The organism is Methylobacterium sp., from assembly GCF_019750675.1.
Taxonomy (GTDB): Bacteria; Pseudomonadota; Alphaproteobacteria; order Rhizobiales; family Beijerinckiaceae; genus Methylobacterium.
Map to the genome: position 1 here is coordinate 1 of NZ_JAIEOF010000106.1, position 18,942 is coordinate 18,942.

The 18,942-nt window shown below is 72.5% G+C and carries 18 protein-coding genes and 1 pseudogene; 2 read left to right on the forward strand and 17 right to left on the reverse strand.

The genetic code is table 11. The features are described from left to right. Both K2X24_RS05540 and K2X24_RS05545 read left to right on the forward strand, forming a co-directional pair. The coding region (locus K2X24_RS05540; protein WP_292495467.1) for an ABC transporter ATP-binding protein at positions 1-1,305 on the forward strand (1,305 nt) is incomplete at its 5' end. 123 nt (positions 1,306-1,428) lie between these two features. Further along, positions 1,429-2,853 carry an FAD-binding oxidoreductase gene (locus K2X24_RS05545; protein ID WP_292495469.1) on the forward strand — a complete coding sequence of 475 codons (1,425 nt, stop codon included), beginning with the start codon at positions 1,429-1,431 and terminating at the stop codon, positions 2,851-2,853. Positions 2,854-2,881: 28 nt separating this feature from the next. Here K2X24_RS05545 and K2X24_RS05550 read toward each other — a convergent pair whose 3' ends face one another. The 17 genes and pseudogenes from K2X24_RS05550 to K2X24_RS05630 form a co-directional block, all read right to left on the reverse strand. Beyond that, entirely contained in the window at positions 2,882-3,043 is a 162-nt protein-coding gene (locus K2X24_RS05550; protein ID WP_238277127.1) for a hypothetical protein, read from the reverse strand. Further along, the gene (locus K2X24_RS05555) at positions 3,040-4,104 is read right to left on the reverse strand and encodes a phytoene/squalene synthase family protein (protein WP_292495472.1); all 1,065 of its coding nucleotides are present in this window, start codon (positions 4,102-4,104) and stop codon (positions 3,040-3,042) included. Before K2X24_RS05555 ends, K2X24_RS05550 begins: the two co-directional genes overlap by 4 nt. Next, a complete protein-coding gene (locus K2X24_RS05560) occupies positions 4,097-5,623 on the reverse strand; it encodes a phytoene desaturase (protein ID WP_292495474.1) in 1,527 nt (508 codons plus the stop codon). Before K2X24_RS05560 ends, K2X24_RS05555 begins: the two co-directional genes overlap by 8 nt. A gap of 55 nt (positions 5,624-5,678) precedes the next feature. Then, entirely contained in the window at positions 5,679-6,584 is a 906-nt protein-coding gene (gene bchO, locus K2X24_RS05565) for an alpha/beta fold hydrolase BchO (RefSeq protein ID WP_292495478.1), read from the reverse strand. Positions 6,585-6,594: 10 nt separating this feature from the next. Continuing rightward, positions 6,595-8,335 (reverse strand): annotated as a pseudogene (locus tag K2X24_RS05570) (magnesium chelatase subunit D). Continuing rightward, the gene (gene bchI / locus K2X24_RS05575; protein ID WP_292495481.1) at positions 8,332-9,498 is read right to left on the reverse strand and encodes a magnesium chelatase ATPase subunit I; all 1,167 of its coding nucleotides are present in this window, start codon (positions 9,496-9,498) and stop codon (positions 8,332-8,334) included. The pseudogene K2X24_RS05570 and the gene bchI overlap by 4 nt, the downstream one beginning before the upstream one ends. Positions 9,499-9,553: 55 nt before the next feature. After that, positions 9,554-10,771: a 5-aminolevulinate synthase gene (gene hemA, locus K2X24_RS05580; protein ID WP_292495482.1), complete on the reverse strand. Its 1,218-nt coding sequence runs from the start codon at positions 10,769-10,771 to the stop codon at positions 9,554-9,556. A 105-nt stretch (positions 10,772-10,876) separates the two neighbouring features. Next, entirely contained in the window at positions 10,877-11,692 is an 816-nt protein-coding gene (puhE, locus tag K2X24_RS05585) for a putative photosynthetic complex assembly protein PuhE (RefSeq protein WP_292495485.1), read from the reverse strand. A 1-nt stretch (position 11,693) separates the two neighbouring features. Beyond that, complete coding sequence (acsF, locus tag K2X24_RS05590; RefSeq protein ID WP_292495503.1) at positions 11,694-12,731, reverse strand: magnesium-protoporphyrin IX monomethyl ester (oxidative) cyclase; 1,038 nt, start codon at positions 12,729-12,731, stop codon at positions 11,694-11,696. A gap of 35 nt (positions 12,732-12,766) precedes the next feature. After that, positions 12,767-13,066, reverse strand: a complete 300-nt coding sequence (locus tag K2X24_RS05595) for a hypothetical protein (protein ID WP_238277135.1) — start codon at positions 13,064-13,066, stop codon at positions 12,767-12,769. Then, entirely contained in the window at positions 13,066-13,665 is a 600-nt protein-coding gene (gene puhC / locus K2X24_RS05600) for a photosynthetic complex assembly protein PuhC (protein ID WP_292495487.1), read from the reverse strand. The genes K2X24_RS05595 and puhC overlap by 1 nt, the downstream gene beginning before the upstream one ends. 4 nt (positions 13,666-13,669) lie before the next feature. Then, positions 13,670-14,401, reverse strand: a complete 732-nt coding sequence (gene puhB / locus K2X24_RS05605) for a photosynthetic complex putative assembly protein PuhB (protein ID WP_292495490.1) — start codon at positions 14,399-14,401, stop codon at positions 13,670-13,672. Beyond that, a complete protein-coding gene (gene puhA, locus K2X24_RS05610) occupies positions 14,398-15,174 on the reverse strand; it encodes a photosynthetic reaction center subunit H (RefSeq protein WP_292495493.1) in 777 nt (258 codons plus the stop codon). Before puhA ends, puhB begins: the two co-directional genes overlap by 4 nt. 12 nt (positions 15,175-15,186) lie before the next feature. Then, positions 15,187-16,605 (reverse strand): MFS transporter, encoded by a 1,419-nt coding sequence (locus tag K2X24_RS05615; protein WP_292495494.1) that lies wholly within the window; start codon positions 16,603-16,605, stop codon positions 15,187-15,189. Beyond that, on the reverse strand, positions 16,602-17,303 hold the full coding sequence (gene bchM / locus K2X24_RS05620; RefSeq protein ID WP_292495497.1) for a magnesium protoporphyrin IX methyltransferase: 702 nt from the start codon (positions 17,301-17,303) through the stop codon (positions 16,602-16,604). The genes K2X24_RS05615 and bchM overlap by 4 nt, the downstream gene beginning before the upstream one ends. A gap of 14 nt (positions 17,304-17,317) precedes the next feature. Then, positions 17,318-18,211: a ferredoxin:protochlorophyllide reductase (ATP-dependent) iron-sulfur ATP-binding protein gene (gene bchL / locus K2X24_RS05625; protein WP_292495499.1), complete on the reverse strand. Its 894-nt coding sequence runs from the start codon at positions 18,209-18,211 to the stop codon at positions 17,318-17,320. Continuing rightward, the coding region (locus tag K2X24_RS05630; protein WP_292495501.1) for a cobaltochelatase subunit CobN at positions 18,208-18,942 on the reverse strand (735 nt) is incomplete at its 5' end. The genes K2X24_RS05630 and bchL, both read right to left, overlap by 4 nt.

The window sequence follows — 18,942 nt, forward strand, 5'->3', positions numbered from 1 at the left end:
GCCCTCAACCCGGTCATGCGCATCGGCGACCAGATCGCCGAGATGTTCGAGGCGCACGGCCTCCTCACGCCCGCCGAGCGCAGGGCCCGCGCCATCGCGCTCGCCACAGAGGTCGGCCTGCCCGACCCGGCCCAGATCGTGCGGGCCTACCCGCACCAGCTCTCCGGCGGCCAGCGCCAGCGCGCGATGATCGCGATGGCGCTCGCCCTCGAACCCTCGATCCTCGTCGCCGACGAGCCGACCACGGCGCTGGACGTCACCACCCAGGCGCAGATCCTCAAGCTCATCCGCGACCTGCAGCGGCGGCGCGGCATGAGCGTCCTGTTCATCACCCACGATTTCGGCGTGGTGGCCGATATCGCCGACCATGTCGCCGTGCTTCAGCGCGGCCGGCTGGTGGAGCAGGGCAGCGCCGAGGCGGTGCTGAAGGACCCGCAGCACCCCTACACCAAGGCCCTGCTCGCGGCGGTGCCGAGCCTGGTGCCGCCGGCGCGCGCCTCCCGCGAGGCCGCGCCCCTCGCCCTGTCGGCCATCGGCCTGACCAAGACCTACACCAGCCGCGCCGGCCTGTTCGGCAAGCCGCGCGTGGTCGCGGCGGTCAAGGAGGTAGCTTTCGACGTCCGGCGCGGCGAAACCCTCGGCCTCGTCGGCGAATCCGGCTCCGGCAAGTCCACCACTGCCCGCCTGGCGATCCGGCTGATTGAGCCCGACCGGGGGACGGTGCGCCTCGGCAGCCTCGACTATACTGCCCTCGGGCCACGCGCCCTGCGCGACGAGCGCAAGCGCATCCAGATGATCTTCCAGGATCCGTTCGCCTCGCTGAATCCGCGCCGCACCGTCGAGCAGATCATCACCGCCGGCCCGATCGCGCACGGTACGCCGCGCCACGAGGCCCGCGCCCGGGCCCGCGAACTCCTCGACCTCGTGGGCCTCTCCCCGAGCGCCGCCGAGCGCTACCCCAACGCTTTCTCGGGCGGCCAGCGCCAGCGCATCGGCATCGCCCGGGCGCTGGCCATGGAGCCCGACGTGCTCGTGGCCGACGAGGCGGTCTCGGCCCTCGACGTCTCGGTCCAGGCGCAAGTGCTCGACCTTCTGGAAGACCTGAAGCAGCGCCTGAACCTCGCGATGCTGTTCATCACCCACGACCTGCGCGTCGCCGCCAAGATCTGCGATCGCATCGCCGTGATGCATCGCGGCAGCATCGTCGAGATGCGGCCGACCGCCGAGCTGTTCCGCGCGCCCGAGCACGCCTACACGCGCGATCTTCTGGGCGCCGTGCCGGGATTGCTGGCCGGGCGGGCCTGACACGCGTTCGGGGATCGCGAGGCCGGGACTTTCTTTCGCCGGTTGGGCGCGACATGGTCGCTCCCCGACGGCCGGACCGCTCCGGCCGGCAGGCGAAGAGCCTCGACTTAAGAGCCCCGAACCATGACGGACACCGCGCCGGACCCGCACGCCCTCACCCCGTTCCGGGACCTCCTCGGGGAGAGCGGGGTCCTCGCCGATCCGGCGATGACGGCGCGCTATACCTGCGACCAGCGCGACCTGATGCAGGGCGAGACCCCGGCTGTGCTGCGCCCGCGCAGCGTCGAAGAGGTTCAGGAACTCGTGCGGCTCGCCCGCCGCCAGGGCTTCGGCCTCGTGCCGCAGGGTGGCAACACGGGGTATGTCGGCGGGGCGACGCCGGAGCCCGGTCGGCGCCAGCTCGTCGTCAGCCTCGAGCGGATGACGGGGATCCGCGCCGTCGACCCCCTGAACTTCACCTTGGCCTGCGACGCAGGGTGCATCCTGGCGGATGCGCAGCGGGCGGCGGAAGCCGAGGGCCTGTTCCTGCCCCTGAGCCTCGGGGCGGAGGGAAGCTGCCGCCTCGGCGGCAACCTCGGCACCAATGCGGGCGGCCTGCAGGTGCTGCGCTACGGCATGGCCCGCGACCTCGTGCTCGGCCTCGAAGTGGTGCTGCCGGACGGAACGCTGTTTTCCGACATGCGGACCCTGCGCAAGAACAACGTCGGCTACGACCTCAAGCAACTCTTCATCGGCGCGGAAGGGACGCTGGGCATCGTCACGGGCGTGGTGCTCAAGCTCTGGCCGGCGCAGGGGCAACGGGCGACGGCCTGGCTCGAACTCGCAGGGGGCGCGCCGATCCCCGAGATGGCCGCCCTGGTGCGCCGGGAGACCTCGGACCTCGCTTCGACCTTCGAGCTGATCTCGGCCTCCTCCCTCGGTCTCGTGGCCGAGATGCGCGGCGCCGAGACCGGCTTGAAGGCGGGCCCCGGCGGCGCCGTGCTCCTCGAACTCACCGCCTCCTCCGAGCGCATCCCCCTCGACGACGTGCTGATGGGCTGCCTGGAGACGCTGATGGCGCGCGGGTGGGTGGAGGATGCGGTGCTGGCCCAGTCGGAGGCGCAGCGCCGGGCCTTCTGGGCGGTGCGCGAGACGATCCCCGAGGGGGAGAAGCATGCCGGCGGCTCGGTGAAGCACGACATCGCCCTGCCGGTCTCGCGCCTGACGGATTTCCTCGACCGGGGTGCCGCGCTCCTGGCCGAGCGGATGCCGGGAGTGCGCCTCTCCGTCTACGGCCATGTCGGCGACGGCAACCTGCACTACAACCTCGTGGTGCCGGCCGGCCGGGACCGCCTCGACTTCACCCGCGCGGTCGAGGCCGGCTTCGCCCACGAACTCTACGCCGCCGCGATCGAACTCGGGGGCAGCTTCAGCGCCGAGTACGGCATCGGCCGGTTCAAGCGCGACCTGCTGGTGCGCTATTCCGATCCCGAGCGCCTGCGCCTGATCCAGACGGTGAAGCGCGCCCTCGATCCGGACGGGATCATGAATGCGGGCGCGATGCTGTGACCAACGCGCCGCCGAAGCGAAGGCGGGCTCATGGCCGCTCCGGCGGCTGAGACGCCTCCGCCCGTGCGGCAGCCTCGGCCCGGTCGCGGCGGATGCCGCGCTTGAGGACGATCAGCTGCCAGATGGCCAGCCCCAGGGCGAGGGCGAAGACGAGGCCGATATCGAAGGCGGCGAACAGCCCGTCGCTCACGGATTCGCCGTGGCGGCGCCTTCGCGCTCGCGCAGGGCCTCGATCAGCTCGAGAACCCGGACCGCCTGTCCGGCGACGTCCCACCAGGGCCGGGACGCGGGCACGGGACGGTTCTGGACGGCCTCCACCAGGAAGGCCGTCTCGGCAAGCGGCGGGTCGGCGCGGCCGGGCCGCACCGGTACCGGCACCAGGGCGCGCCCCAGCAGTGCTGCCTTGCGCCGGCCGGCGACGCGGGCGCGGGTCGCGACGGGGTCGAGGCCGCCACGCTCGATCTCCCGGCCGATCTCGGCATAGATCAGGCGCGCCGCGCGGATCGCCGGCCGGCAATCCAGGGGCAGGCCGGAGAGCCCGGCTTCCGAGCGTACGTAGAGGCCCTCCGCCACCGCGAGGAGGCGCGCCACCAGGCCCTGGAGGGCGGGGCCGGCGACGGGCTCGGCCAGGAACGCGGCCGGATCGATGCCGGCCTCCCGCATCCAGGCCAGGGGCAGGTAGAGGCGCCCGGCCCGGGCATCCTCGCCGATGTCGCGGGCGATGTTGGTGAACTGCATGGCGACGCCGAGGTCGCAGGCCCGCGCCAGGATTGCGGGGTCGCGCACGCCCATCAACACCGTCATCATGGCGCCGACGCTGCCGGCCACCCGCGCCGCGTAGGCGGTGAGGTCCGACAGGGTCTCGTAGCGCCGCCCCTGCGCGTCCCAGGCCAGGCCCTCGATCAGGGCCGCCGGCAGGGCGTGCGGCAGGTGGTGGGCGGTCACGAGGTCGGCCATGGCCCGGTCGGCGGGGGCGTCGCAGGGCGCGTCCTCGTAGATCCGGGCGAGCCGCGTCGCGAGGCGCGCCAGCGCGGCGGGCCGGTCGCGCCCGTCGACCTCGTCGATGGCATCATCGGAGAGGCGGCAGAAGGCGTAGAGCCCGTAGGCCGGGCGCCGGACCCGGGCCGGCAGCAGGGCCGAGGCGGCGAAGAAGCTGCGCGACCCGTGCCGGATCGCGTCGCGGCAAGCCGCGTGGTCGGCCGCGTCGGCATGGGCGATCGCCCAGAGGGGCGGCCGGCTGGAGTCAAGCATCGACGCGGGCATCCGGCACCACCGTATCGAGAACCTTGGCCGAGGAGAGCACGCCGGGCAGACCCGCGCCCGGATGGGTGCCGGCCCCGACGAGGTAGAGGTCGCGGACGAGCGAGGAGGCGTTGTGGGGCCGGAACCAGGCCGACTGGGTCAGCACCGGTTCCAGGCCGAAGCCCGAGCCGCGAAAACTCAGGAAATCGGTCTCGAAATCCGCCGGCGTGGTGACCCGCGAGGTCACGATCGACGCCGACAGGCCGGGCATCACCGTGGCCTCCAGGTGATCCGCGATGGCCTGCCGGTAGGGCTCGGCGAGGTGCCGCCAGTCCTGGCCGCCCGCGAGGTTGGGGACGGGGGCGAGGACGTAGAAGCCGTCGCAGCCGGGCGGGGCCAGGAGCGGGTCGGTGGCGGTGGGACGGTGCAGGTAGAGGCTGAAATCCGGCGCCAGCACCTTGCGCTCGAAGATGTCGGCGATGAGTTCGCGGTAGCGCGGCCCCATCAGGATGGTGTGGTGGGCGATGTCGGGGAATTTGCGGTCGGTGCCGAAGTACCAGACGAACAGCCCCATGGAGGAGTGCGCGGCCTTCAGCTTGGCCCGGCGCCAGGCCGCTCCCTGCCCCGCCAGCAGGGTCAGGTAGGTGTGGGCCGAATCGGCGTTCGAGACCACGATGTCGGCGGCAATCCGGGTGCCGTCCGTGAGGCTCACGCCCGTCGCGCGCCCGTCCGCCACCTCGATGCGGGCGACCTCGGCGCTGCAGCGCACGGCGCCCCCCTGGCCGGCGATCAGGCCGACGAGGCCCTCGACCAGCCGCCCGGTCCCGCCCATGGCGAAATGGACGCCCCAGCGCCGCTCCAGATGCGCGATCAGGCAGTAGATCGCGCTCGCCCGGAACGGCGAGCCGCCGATCAGGAGCGGATGGAAGCTGAAGATCGTGCGCAGGCGCTCGTCCCGGATGTAGCGGGCCACGAGGTCGTAGACCGAGCGGTGGCCGCCGAGCCGCAGCAGGGCCGGCGTGATCCGCAGCATGTCGGAGACCGACGAGAACGCGACGTGCCCGAGTTCCTCGAATCCGACCCGGCAGATCGCGGCGCTGCGCTCCATGAACTGCTCGTAGCCGGGCACGTCCTCCGGCGAGAACCGGGCCACCTCGGCCCGCATCGCCTCCGGGTCGCCGCTGTAGTCGAAGGTCGCTCCGTCGGGGAAGCGGATGCGGTAGAACGGCAGCATCGGCGCCAGGGTGACGTCGTCGGCCATGCGCCGCCCGCACAGCGCCCACAATTCCTCGAACAGGAACGGGGCCGTGACGATGGTGGGGCCGGCATCGAAGGTAAAGCCGTCCTGACGGTGCACGCGGGCCCGGCCGCCGGGCTGCTCCAGGCGCTCCAGCACCGTCACCCGGTAGCCCCGCGCGCCGAGCCGCACGGCCGCCGCGAGCCCGCCGAAACCGCTGCCGATCACCACCGCGTGCGGCCGGTCCGGCATCCTGGTCGCTTGGCTCGGCGCATCGGCGAATGTCAACATAAACTGACACTATCCAGTGAAACCTTGTTTGCGCAAGTCCGGAATCGCGGCGGGTTCAGAGAGCAGTCGACGGCTCGGCCAGGGCCGTCTCGGCGGCCTCCAGGATGAGCGCGGCCACCCGCTCGGGCGCCTCCTCGTGCGCGAGGTGCCCGAGGGTGCGCAGCAGGCTCACCCGGGCGTTCGGCAACCGGTCGGCCAGTGTGAAGGCAGTCTCGGGGGCGATTGCCTTGTCGTCTCCGCCCACCACGAGCAGCACCGGAACCCGCAAGCCCCCGATGGCCCGGTCGAGGCTCGCCAGATCCCAGTTCGCCATCATGCCAAGCGCCCCCGCCACGTGGCCGGGGCAGCGGAACAGGCGGCGATACAGGTCGAGGGCGCGGGCATCGAGGCGCGAGCCGGTGCCCCGGATCAGCCGCTCGACGGCGGGCCGGTCGGCGGTCCAGGCGAAGACGCGCGGGGTGATCGGGTTGAGGAACAGCGCCCGGGCGAGCCCCGGGAACAGCACCGAGGCGAGGCCCGGGAACGGTGTCAGGGCGCCGTTCAGGGCGACCAGCAGACGGGGGTTCAGGCCGTCGAGGCAGGTCCGCGCGAGGATCGCCGCGCCGGCCGAATGCCCGACCATGAGGACGGGTGCGGCGCCGATCTGGGCGAGCAGGTCGCGGATCGCCGCCGCCATACCGGGCAGGGACAGGCGGCCGGCGGGGAGCGGATCGGTGAAGCCGTGGCCTGGCAGGTCCGGCGCCACGACCCGGAAGCGCTCGGCGAGGCGCGGGGCGAGGCCGGCCCAGGAATGTGTCGCCGCCCCGGTGCCGTGCAGGAGCAGCAGGACCGGCGCCTCCGGCGGCCCCATCTCCTGCACGTGCCAGCGCAGGCCGGAGGCCTCGACGAAGCGGCTCGCCGCGCGGTTGGGCCAGTCGGCGCCATCGCGCTCCCACTGGGGTCGGTCGCTCGGCGCCGGCATGGTCGGTCCTCTACCCCACCGCGCGGATCGCGCGGCTCATGGCCGTCGCGTCGGCGTAGGGAAGCGGGAGATAGCGCGCACCCATCGTCTCGGCGAGGCGGCGGGCGGAATCCTGGGGCCGCGCGGCGGTGTCGATGAGGATGCTGCGGATGGCGTGCGCCCTCAGAAGGGCCGCCGCGTCCAGGGCGTCGGCACCGGCCTGGGCGCGGCCCGGCGTGCCCGCGCGGGTCACGTTGGCGCGTCCGTCGGTGAGCACCACGAGGGTCGCGGCGCCCCCCCGCCCGGATGACGGTGCGGGCCAGATCAGCGGCGGCGTCGAGGCCAGACGCGAGGGGCGTGCCCCCGCCCCCCGGCAGGGCCGCGAGGTCGCGCCGGGCCCGGGCGAGGGCCCGCGTCGGGGCCAGGACGATCTCGGCGCCGGTACCCCGAAAGGCCACCAGGGCGACCCGGTCGCGCCGGATGTAGGCCTCCGCGAGGAGCAGCTCGACGGCGCCCTTGGCCTCGGCGAGGCGCTCCAGGGCGGCCGAGCCGGAGGCGTCCACGGCGAAGATCGTGGTGGTCTCTCCCCGCTGGCGAAACCGGGTGATGCGGACGTCGCTCGCCCGCACCTGGAAGGCGGGGCCGACCCCGCCCTCGGCCCGGCGCAAGCGCTGCCAGGGCGCGGCGGCCCGCAGGGTGTCGATGAGGGCGAGGCGCCCCGCGCGGGGATGGCCCGGGCGCGTGCCGGCCGGGCGGCCGGAGCGGACGGATTTCAGCAGGGCACCGGCCTTGCCGGCGCGCGGTGGCGGCGTGCGCGCGCCTGCGGCGGCGAATCCGGCGAGGAGCCCCGCCGGAATCGCCGCCCGCGCGGCCTCGACCACGCTCTCGGCCTGCGCGTCCATCCTGCCGCCGGCCTCGGCGGTGCCGCCGTCTTCGGCGGTGCCATCCGTCTCGGCGGTGGCGCCGGCCTCGGCGGGATCGGGAGCCGCCTCGCCCGGGGCGGTCTCCGGCGGCGCCGCGCGGGTCTCTTCTTCGACCGGCGGCATCCGCTTCGCCCGGGGCGCCAGGACGAGGCGCGCCGCCTCGCGGACATCCGCCCCCGCGAGCGTCGCCCGGCCCGCCTCGGCCGCGAGACGGTGCGCCACCCGCATGGCCAGTAGGGGCGCGCGCAGGGAGAGGATGCCGAGTCCGGCGGCCGCCCGGCAGAGGTCCGCCACGGCGGCGTCCATCGGCCGGGCCGCGTCGACCTCGGACGAATCGCGGTCGTCGACCGCCGCGCGGGTCTCCCCCCAGGCGATTCCGGTGAGGTCGAGATGGAAGGCGAGGCGGTCGGTAAGCGAGTCGGGCGTGCGCTCGTCGTCGCCCGTGCCCTCGTCGAGCAGAATCAGGCCGAAGCGCGCGGGCGCGCCGCCGGGGACGCGGCCGGTATCGAGGGCGCCGCCGAGGCGCGCGGCGGTGCCTGGGGTCAGGCGCTCGGCCATCGGCACGACGAGGAGACCGCCATCGGCCTCCGTCAGGAGCCCGGCCTCGGTCACGGGGCGGCCGGCCGCCAGGGTCGCGGCGAGGTCGATCCCGCCGAGGAGGCGGTCGTCCGGGATGCCGGCGGGCATGCGGCGCAGGGGCGTGCCGGGGCGAAGCCGCCCACGCAGGTGGTCGAGCCAGAGGTCGCGCACCGGCCCCGCGCCGGCCCGGACCACCACGCCGCCGTAGCCGCGGGGATCGGCGGCGACGAGGTCCGCGACCCGCAGGGCTCGGGACCAGGGCGTGCTCATCGCGCCAGGACGTCCTCCACCGCGCGGGCGACCCGCGCGGTGGAGCCGGATTCGTCGAGGGGGTTGCGGCGCAGGCGGTGGCGCAGGGCCGAGGGGGCGATGCGGGCGAGGTGGTCGAGGTCCACCGTCTCGGCGCCCTCGTAGGCGGCGAGCGCCCGGGCCGTGCGCATGAGGGTGAGTTCACCGCGCAGGCCGTCGGTGCCCAGCGCCAGGCAGAGCCGGGCGGCGGCCTCCAGGGTGGCGTCGGGAACGCTGAGGGCGGGCAGGCGCGCCCGGGCGGCCGTGAGGGTCCGGCGGATGGCGCGGTCGGCCTCCGCGTAGGCGGCGCAGAACCCGGCCGGGTCGCGCTCGTAGGCGTCGCGCCGGCGGACCACGTCGATGCGGGTCGGCAGGTCGGTGGGGGTTGTTACTTCCACGGCGAGGCCGAAGCGGTCGAGGAGTTGGGGCCGCAACTCGCCCTCCTCCGGGTTGCCGCTGCCCACGAGCACGAAGCGCGCCGGGTGGCGCACGCTCAGGCCCTCCCGCTCCACGGTGTTGACGCCGGAGGCCGCCACGTCGAGGAGCAGGTCGACGAGGTGGTCGTCGAGTAGGTTGACCTCGTCGATGTAGAGGAAGCCGCGATTGGCCCGCGCCAGCAGGCCCGGCTCGAAGGCCTTCTCGCCCCGGGTCAGGGCGCGTTCGAGGTCGAGGGCGCCGACCACGCGGTCCTCCGTGGCGCCGAGCGGCAGGTCCACCACCGGCACCGGGATCGCATGGGCCGTGCGCGCGCCGGATGCCCCGGCGCAGTGCGGGCAGCGCCCCGGCGGCTCCGCCGGATCGCAGGCATAGGGACAGCCCGCCACCGCCGCCATCGGCGGCAGGAGCGCGGCGAGGCCCCGGATGGCGGTGGACTTTCCGGTGCCGCGATCGCCGAACACCAGCACGCCGCCGACGGACGGATCGACGGCCGCGATGAGGAGCGCGCGGCGCATCTCGTCCTGGCCGACGATCGCGGAGAACGGGAAGGTCGGCGGGCCGTCGTCGGCGCGCGGGGCCTGCGCGTCGTGCGCCACCGCCCCCGCGATCTCGATGCTCCTGCCCGCCGGACGGCGCGGCTTGCGCGCGCCCGGGCGCGCCTCCGGGGGCGGTGAGGCCATCGGTCGGATCGATCCGTTGATCGGCATGGGGCCTCCTCGGGCAAGTCGGTTCGGCACGGACGGAACCGCCCGGCCGCCGGCGCTACTCGGCGGCGGCGCGCTGCACGCCCATCCGGCCCCAGATGGTGCTGAGCGCGTCGACGAGGTGGGCGATGTCGTCGTCCGAGTGCAGCGGCGAGGGCGTGATGCGCAGGCGCTCGGTCCCGCGGGGCACGGTGGGGTAGTTGATCGGCTGGACGTAGATGCCGAACTCGTCGAGCAGGGTGTCGCTGATCGCCTTGCACAGCACCGGGTCGTAGACCATCACCGGCACGATGTGGCTCTCGTTGGACAGGTAGGGGATGCCGGCGGTATCGAGCCGGGCCCGCACCGAGGCCACCCGCTCCTGGTGCCGGGCGCGCTCGGCGCCGCTGGCCTTGAGGTGGCGGATGCTGGCGGCCGCGCCCGCCGCCACGGCGGGCGGCAGCGAGGTGGTGAAGATGAAGCCCGAGGCGAAGCTGCGCACGAAGTCGCAGAGCTTGGCCGAGCCGGTGATGTAGCCGCCATGGACCCCGAAGGCCTTGCCCAGCGTCCCCTCGATGACGTCGAGGCGATGGGCGAGGCCGTCGCGCTCCGAGATGCCGCCGCCGCGCGCGCCGTAGAGGCCGACCGCATGGACCTCGTCGAGGTAAGTGAGTGCGCCGTGCGCCTCGGCGACGTCGCAGATCTCGGCGATCGGGGCGATGTCGCCGTCCATCGAGTAGACCGATTCGAAGGCAACGATCTTCGGGCGGGCGGGATCGACGAGGCGCAGCTTGCGGTCGAGGTCCTCGGGGTCGTTGTGGCGGAAGATGTGGCGCTCGGCGCGGGCAGCCTTGATGCCCTCGATCATCGAGGCGTGGTTGCCCGCGTCCGAGAAGATCGCGCAGTTCGGCATCTGCGACCCGAGGGTGCCGAGGGCCGCCCAGTTCGAGACGTAGCCGGAGGTGAACAGGAGGGCTGCCTCCTTGGCGTGGAGGTCGGCGAGCTCGCGCTCGAGGAGCACGTGGTAGTGGTTGGTGCCCGAGATGTTGCGGGTGCCCCCGGCCCCGGCCCCGCAGCGGTCCAGGGCCTCGTGCATGGCGCCGAGCACGCTCGGATGCTGGCCCATGCCGAGATAATCGTTGGAGCACCAGACCGTGACGGGCCGCGTGCCGGCCGGCGTGTGGTGGGTGGCGTGCGGGAAGCGGCCTGCCTGCCGTTCGAGGTCTGTGAAGACGCGGTAGCGTCCCTCGCGATGCAGGCCGGCCAAAGCAGAGCCGAAGATCTCTTCGTAGTTCATGCCCGTCCCCTTCCCTCGTTGCACGGCGGGCTTTTCGAGCCCGCTCGCGTGGTCTGCCGCGCCGGCGGCGTGGTTCGAGCCGATCCGCGGAGGCGGAGCGGTCATTCAGCGGCCCTCGGCGTCGCTTTGCGCCGCGATCGGCGACGGCACCGCGCCGCGATCGGAGATCTTCGGCAGGCTCCATTGCCAGAGCGCGGCCGAGGGCAGCGGCAGCATCAGGAAGCCGTGCTCCAGGGTTGCCAGCGCCATCAGGGTGGCGAGGATGCTGAGGCCCGCGACCTCGTGGGCCGTGATGCCCTCGGCGAGTGCGGCCAGCACCAGCGCGGCGGTGGCGATGCCGGCCGCCGTCACCGAGACCGGAAACAGCGGGTTCATGGCGCGCACGCGCAGGTAGCTGCCGAGATAGGCGAGATGCTCGGGCAGGAACTCGGCGTTGAGGTTGCGCACCCCGAGGAACAGGTTGAGACGTGCCGAGAGATTCATTCCCCACAGGACGAGGTAGGTCCACAGAGCGAAGAGGTTCGGCTGGCCCCAGGTCAGGGCCAGGATCGCGAGGCCGCCCGCGACGATGGCCGCCTCGTGCCAGAGGCTGGTGGCCGCCGCCGCCCGGAAGCGCGCGAAGCCCTCGGCACCGGGCGGGCAGGCCCGGGTGCGCGGGCCTGAGACGAAGCCCATGTAGTAGCTCATCTCCTGCCAGCCCCAGACCACCAGGGCCGCCGTGAAGGCGACGTAGGCGCTTCCCGCGCTCGCATCCCCGGCCGAGGCGCCGATGGCCCAGAGGGCCAGGGCGAGGACGCCCGTGCCCGCCGCCATGCTCACAGCGTGCGTGGCGCGCGGCCTGTGGTCGAGGAGCAGGATCAGGCCGGTGGAGAACCACCAGACCAGAACCGCGTAGAGGGCGGGAAGCGCGTAGGCCGCCATCCTACCAGACCGGCTCGAGGCGGATCTGCGCCGGCATCGGGTTGTCCAGGGTCGGCAGGGCGTAGAGCCGGGCGAAGTTCACCGCCGAGGCGGCGATCCAGTAGCCGTGGCGGATATTGCCGAGGAGACCGCCCTGTGCCTTGGCGTCGGCGATCTTCTCCGAGCAGACCAGCAGGCGGTCCAGCGCCTGCTTGAAGCGCGGATTGTCGAGATCGAGGGTCAGGGGGAAAGTCTGCTTCGAGATCTCCGAGGTGATCCGGAAGACCTGGAAATCGTAGTCGGTCGGATCGACGCCCAAAGCCTCGTGGAAGGCCGGACGGCAATGGTCGCGGACATACATCGTCGCGAAGACCGCGAGCAGGAAGAACTTGATCCAGTAGCGGTTGACGCCCGAGGTCAGCTTCGGGTTGGCGCGCATGAGCAGCGCGAAGGCCTCGCCGTGGCGGAACTCGTCGTTGCACCACTTCTCGAACCACTTGAAGATCGGGTGGAAGCGGCGATCCGGGTTGCGCTCCAGCTCGCGGAAGATAGTGATGTAGCGGGCGTAGCCGATCTTCTCCGAGAGGTAGGTCGCGTAGAAGATGAACTTCGGCCGGAAGAAGGTGTACTTCTTCGACTTCGTCAGGAAGCCGAGGTCCACGCCGATGCCGAAATCCTTCAGCACGTCGTTGATGAAGCCGGCGTGTCGCGCCTCGTCGCGGCTCATGAAGCCGAACAGCTCGCGGATGTCGGGGTTCTTGGCGCGCTTGCGCATCTCGGCGTAGAGCACGCACCCCGAGAACTCGGCGGTGATCGACGAGACCAGGAAGTCCATGAACTCCTTGCGCAGGGCCGGGTCGAGCCCGGACATGTCGAGGTCGAATTCTTCGTTACGGGTGAAGTGACGCTTGTTGGGATCGGCGCGCAGCTCGGCGATGAGCTTGTTCCACTCGGCCCGGACGGGCTCCACGTCGGTGCGGTCGAGTTCCTCGAAATTCGTGGTGTAGAACCGGGGGGAGAGGAACGTGGTCTCCTGCGCGGCCTTGGTCGCCTCGTTCATGGGAAGCTTCGGGATGGGCTGCTGGATCGCTGCGGTCACAGGCGCCTCCTCTCGGAAAAGCTGACTTCGTAGAGTTCGGTGAGTTCGAGGTGGCCCGCGAGCTTGGTCCAGAGCCGTTCCAGGCGCCCCGCACGGGTCACGGTGGCGGTGCGCTGGACGACGAGGCGCTCGCCGTAGGGCACGGAGGTCGGGGCGTCGTGCACCTGCACGGCGTCGCCGGGCTCGATCTCGAAATTCGCGTCGAGGACCACGTGGGCGTGCAGACTTTCCGAAGTCTGCTCGATCTCGACGGTACAGGGGACGTCGACGGTACGGCGTCCGTTCAGCCAGGCCATCATGGTGCGGCTCCCATCGCGCCCTTCGCCGAATTCCTTGACGGTTCGGCGTTCGTGGGCGCTGTGCCACAAGACCCCGGAATACCGTCCGCTGGCAAGGCGGTCCGGCACACATCCTGGGCGGGCATGGGTTCGGAGGGCATGGATTCGGCGGGCATCAACCGGGCGAAGGCGGCGTAGTTCGAGGGGCCGAAGGCGCCGAAATCGACGCTGCGGCCGGTGAGCGAATCATCGAGGCGCAGGGAGCCGTCGTCGAAGCGCGTCAACCGGAACGGCACCTCGCGGGAGAGGCCGGCGCGCAGGCGCCCCTGCGCGAAGCCCCGCAGGGTGGCGCGGATGAAATTGTCCTCCCCCGGCCGGACCGTGGCGACGAGGGCGCCCCGATCCGCATCCCGCAGCGCGAGCGAGCCGTCCGCCGCGTCGTCCACCCGCAGGGCGAGGCTCTGGACCGGCCGGGCCGGCTCCATCCGGGTCAGGCCGACGCTCTCGACGCGACCGACCGTGACGGCGAGGACCACGAACCCGACGAGGAGGCCGACCCCGGTGACGAGGCCCCGCGAGGTGCGGCCGGCGGTGCGTGCGAGGGGATGCGGGTTCATCGGATCAGCTCGCCGTGGCGAGGCGGGGGCCGGCTGCCACGCGCGGCCGCAGCACGACGGGGCCGGCCACCTCCTCCGGTACCGCCCGGTGGGCCGCGAGCGCGCGGGCCAGGATCCTGGCCACCTCGTCGCCCTCGGCGACCGTGCGCAGCATCGGCTCGGGCCGGTTGACGTGCCAGGGCCGGGCATGGGGCCAGAGATGGAGATAGGCGATGCGGTTGCCCGGGCGGAGGCGCAGGGGCAGGTCGGCGCTGCCGTCGCGGTAGAGTCGGCACCCGGCCGATTCCACCAGCGCGAAGGGCAGGTTCAGGGTCATCGGCAGCGCGATGCCGACCCGCATCACCACGCGGCGGTTGGTGATGGTGTAGGTGGTGGTGCGGGCCGAGAGCCAGCCGAGGAGGCCCAGGAGCAGCAGCGCGCCGGTGCCGATCGCCAGGGTGGGCAGGGCGAGCCAGACGGCCTCCAGGGCCTGTCCGGCAAGCGCCGCCGGCAGCGCGGCCCAGAGGGCGAGACCGGAGAACCAGAGACCCACGAGGGTCAGGTGCAGCGCCCGGAAGGCGATGCCGAAGCCGCAGGGACGGCCCTGCCAGAGAATGTGCTCGCCGGCCGGCAGCGGCGCCGGCAGGCCGGGGGGGGCATCGAAGGCGTTGGCGGGCAGGTGGGGCCCGGAGCGCTTGGCACCGAAACGCTTGGCGCGGGAGGGCTTGGCGCGGGAGGGTTTGGCGAGACGGCTCACAGGATGGCCTCCTGGCGGGTCGGGGTCGCGTAGAGGGTACCGCCGCCGTAGAAGGCCATGATCCGCTCCTCCTCGTTGAGGGTGACCGAATCCGGGTCCTTGGTGGCGGGCACGTCGGCGAACTGGTGGGCCAGCAGGGCTTCGCAGGTCACCCGCTGGGAGAAGCGGCCGGTCCGGCAGAAGGTGGCGGGCATCAGCACCCGGCGCCCGCCTGCCCCGAGTTCGACCTCGTAGTAGCGGACCATGGATTCACCCCGGTCGACCCAGAGGTCGCTCACCGTGCCGGCCACCTGCCGGTCGGCGCCGAAGACCGACATGCCGATGGGGTTCGGGCCGAGCTCGTGGACCACGAAGTGGTCGGCGACCCGCAGGGGCACGATGCGCTTCTCGCGGTCCCAGGTCTCGTCGTGGCTGTCCTCGCGGTCGGCGTAGGCGCCGGGGCCGATGGCGTCGTGCAGGCCGTCCGTGTCGGGCTCGAGGGGGGCACCCGGCCAGACCTCGTGCTTGTGGCCGCGATAGTTCCAGGGGGTGCGCTCGCCGCGCTGGGGGGCGTGCTTCACGTGGCCGTTGGAGAGCAGGAACTCCTTGGGCGACGGGATCAGGAACGGGTCCGGCGGCATCGCCCGACCGCGGGCGGCCTCGGATTCGAGCGGGTAGCCCTCGCGGCGGTCCTCGCGGCGCAGGTAGAAGATCAGTCCAGCGAAGAAGATCCAGAACGCATAGAGGACGACCTGTGCGACGTCGACGTAGCCCGTGATTTCACCTCTCGGCATGGCCGGTCTCCTTCAGGCTGAGCGGGGCAGGGATCGAGGCAGATGCGTGCGGCTCTCGGCGCGGACGAGCGGGCCGATGGCCAGCAGCGTCGCGAACAGCAGCGCGATCTCGATGTGGTAGACGATGAGGTATCCGGTGGAAGGCAGGTTCAGCGCCTCGCCGAGATGTCCGGATTCGGCCAGATGCGCGCCCAGATCCCGCAGGATGCCGCTCGCCGCGATGGCGAGGCCCGCCGCGCTCGCCTGGACGGCGCCCCAGGCCCCGAGGGCGAGACCCGTATCCTCCGGTCCGGCCTTGGCCATGGAGGCCGTCAGCGTGCCGTGGGCGAACAGGCCGCCGCCGACGCCGATCAGGGCGACGCCGACCGCGAACAGCCGGGCGGAATCCAGCGGCGCGGCGAAGACCACCGCCGAGAAGGCCGCGATGCCCACGACCGCCCCGGAGGCCGCGACCCGGAAGGCATCGCCGCCCCGGTCGAGCCAGCGCGCGGCCACGAGGAGGCCGAGGCCGCCACCCGCCGCCAGCAGCGCGGTCAGCGCCGTCGTGGCGGCCACCGGCAGGTGCAGGATCTGTCCGCCATAGGGCTCCAGCAGGATGTCCTGCATGGAGAAGGCGGCGGTGCCGAGCCCGGTGGCGACGAGGCGGCGGCGCGCCCGGCCCTTGCCGGCATAGAGCGCCCAGGATTCGGAGAAGGACTGACGGGGCAGGTCGCGGGCCGTGCGGCCGGGCGAACGCGGCTCCTGCTTCCACAGGGCGATGCCGTTGAGCACGACGGTGACGAGGGCCGCGCCCTGGATCACCTTGATGAGGCGCAGGGCCGAGAAGTCGGCCAGCAGCAGTCCGAAGACGACGGCGCTGACCACCATGCCGACGAGCAGCATGGCGCAGAGGAGCGCGACGACGCGGGGCCGGGCATGGGCGGGGGCGAGGTCGTTGGCGAGCGCCAGGCCCACGGTCTGGGTGGTGTGGAGGCCCGCACCCACCATCACGAAGGCGAAAGCGGCCGCCACGTGGCCGGGCCAGGCCGGGCCGGTGGTGTCGCCCGACAGGATCAGCAGGGCGAAGGGCATGATCGCGAGCCCGCCGAACTGCAGCAGCGTGCCGAACCAGATGTAGGGCACCCGGCGCCAGCCCAGCACCGAGCGGTGCGTGTCCGAGCGGAAGCCGACGAGCGCCCGGAACGGCGCGAAGATCAGCGGCAGGGACAGCATCACGGCCACGATCCAGGCTGGCACCGCCAGTTCGACGATCATCACCCGGTTCAGGGTGCCGATGAGCAGCACGGCCGCCATGCCGACCGTGACCTGGAACAGGGCGAGCCGCAGCAGGCGCCCCATGGGCAGCTCGGCCGTCGCCGCATCGGCGAAGGGCAGCATGCCGGGGCCGACGCGCTGGAGGGCGCGGGCCATGGAGGCGCCGAGGCGGGTCATGAGGCCCGCCGGAGTTCGAAGGCCTGCGAGAGGTAGAACCCGCTGTTCACCCGGTGCGCGCGGCCGATGCGGACGCCCGACAGGGCCGGCTCGGCCGCCACCCGGCGGCGCAGGTCCGCTTCGCCCACAGGAACGATGGCGGGCGCCCGGTCGCCGCGCGGGAAGACGCGCCCGGCCATGTGCATCAGTGTGAGGAGCGGCGTGCGCGGGGCCACGGTGAACAGGATCGCGGCGTCGGTGCGATCCGCGAGCGTCGCCAGGGCCTGAACGATGTCCGGCGTGGCGTAGTGGATCAGGGAATCCATCGCGACCACGTGGTCGAAGCGGCCGAGGCTCGGGTCGAGCATGTCGCCGACCCGGAAGTCGATGTGCCCGGGGCCGGACAGGGTCGTGCGCTCGCGGGCGAGGCCGATGAGCGTCGGCGAGACGTCGATGGCGACGACCTCGGCGCCGCGCCGCGCCGCCTCCAGGCTGAGTGCCCCGGTGCCGCAGCCGGCATCGAGCAGGCGCTTGCCCGTCAGGTCTGCGGGCAGCCAGGACAGGAGAGTGGCCCGCATGGCGTCGCGCCCGGCCCGCACCGTGGCGCGGATCTTGGAGACCGGCGCGTCCGAGGTCAGCCGGGCCCAGGCCTCGACGGCGGTGCGGTCGAAGTAGGTGGTGAGCTGCGAGCGGCGGGCGGCGTAGCTGTGCGAGGTCATGGTGGGGCGCCCGCTCAATCGAAGCCGAGGAATTCGAACAGGTCGCGGTCCTTCATGGGGATCGCGTTCAGCGGCTTGCCCCCGGCCCAGAGATGGGCGGCGAGGCGCATGTACTCGGTGGTGACGGCGAGGAGTTCGGGCGTCTCCTCCATCTCGAACAGCGTCGCTTTCTTCAAGCGCGAGCGCCGCACCACGTCGAGGTCGGGGAAGTGGGCGATCCGCTCCAGGCCGGTCGCCGCGTTGAAGCGGTCGATCTCGTCGGTCTTGGCCGAGCGGTTGGCGATGACCCCGCCGAGGCGCACGGGGTAATTCTTCGCCTTGGCGTGGATCGCCGCCACGATCCGGTTCATGGCGAAGATCGAGTCGAAGTCGTTGGCGGTGACGATCAGGGCCTGGTCGGCGTGCTGGAGCGGCGAGGCGAAGCCGCCGCAGACCACGTCGCCGAGCACGTCGAAGATCACCACGTCGGTGTCCTCGAGAAGATGGTGCTCCTTCAGGAGCTTGACCGTCTGGCCGACGACGTAGCCGCCGCAGCCGGTGCCGGCGGGGGGGCCGCCGGCCTCGACGCACATGACGCCGTTGTAGCCCTCGGCCACGAAGTCCTCCACGCGCAGTTCCTCGGAGTGGAACTGCACGGCCTCCAGGGCATCGATCACGGTCGGGGCGAGGCGCTTCGTCAGCGTGAAGGTCGAATCGTGCTTCGGGTCGCAGCCGATCTGCAGCACGCGCTTGCCGAGCTTGGAGAAGGCCACCGACAGGTTCGACGAGGTCGTCGACTTGCCGATGCCGCCCTTGCCGTAGACGGCGAACACCTTGGCGGTGCCGATCTTCAGGTTCGGGTCGAGTTCGACCTGGACGCTGCCTTCGGGCCGGCGCGCGGAGACCGGATTGCGGATGGCGATGTTCATGCGGCGACCCCTGCGGTGATGCCTTCGACGCGGTCTTCCAGTTCCTCCTCGGCGCGGTCGAGCGCATCGCGCGTCTCCGCGTCGGGGGTCCAGAAGCCGCGCTGGTGCGCCTCGATCAGCCGGTGAGCCACCTTGGCCGAAGCGGTCGGGTTGAGGGCCGCCATGCGCTCGCGCATGGCGGGGTCGAGGACGTAGGTCTCGGTGATGCGCTGGTAGACCCAGGGCGCGACGCCGTTGGTGGTGGCCGACCAGCCGAGCGTGTTGGTCAGGTGCGCCTCGATCTGGCGCACCCCCTCGTAGCCGTGGCCGAGCATGCCCTCGGTCCATTTCGGGTTGAGCATCCGGGTGCGGGTCTCCAGGGAGACCTGCTCGGTCAGCGAGCGCACCACGCCCTCGCCGCGGGTCTGGTCGCTGATGAAGATCGGCACGGCCTCGCCGCGGGCCTTGGCGACGGCGCGGCCCATGCCGCCGAGGCCGTCGAAGTAATGGTCCACCGAGGTCACGCCGACCTCGACGGAATCGAGGTTCTGGTAGGCCAGATCCACGGTGGCGAGCACCGCCCCCATCAGGGCACGCTGGGGGCTCGCCACGCCGGTGCGGCCGTAAGCAAAGGACTTGCGCCGCGCGAAGGTCTCGGAGATCTCGTCGGCATCCTCCCAGCGGCCGGATTCGACGAGCTGGTTGACGTTGGCGCCGTAGGTGCCCTCGGCGTTGGAGAAGACCCGGAGCGC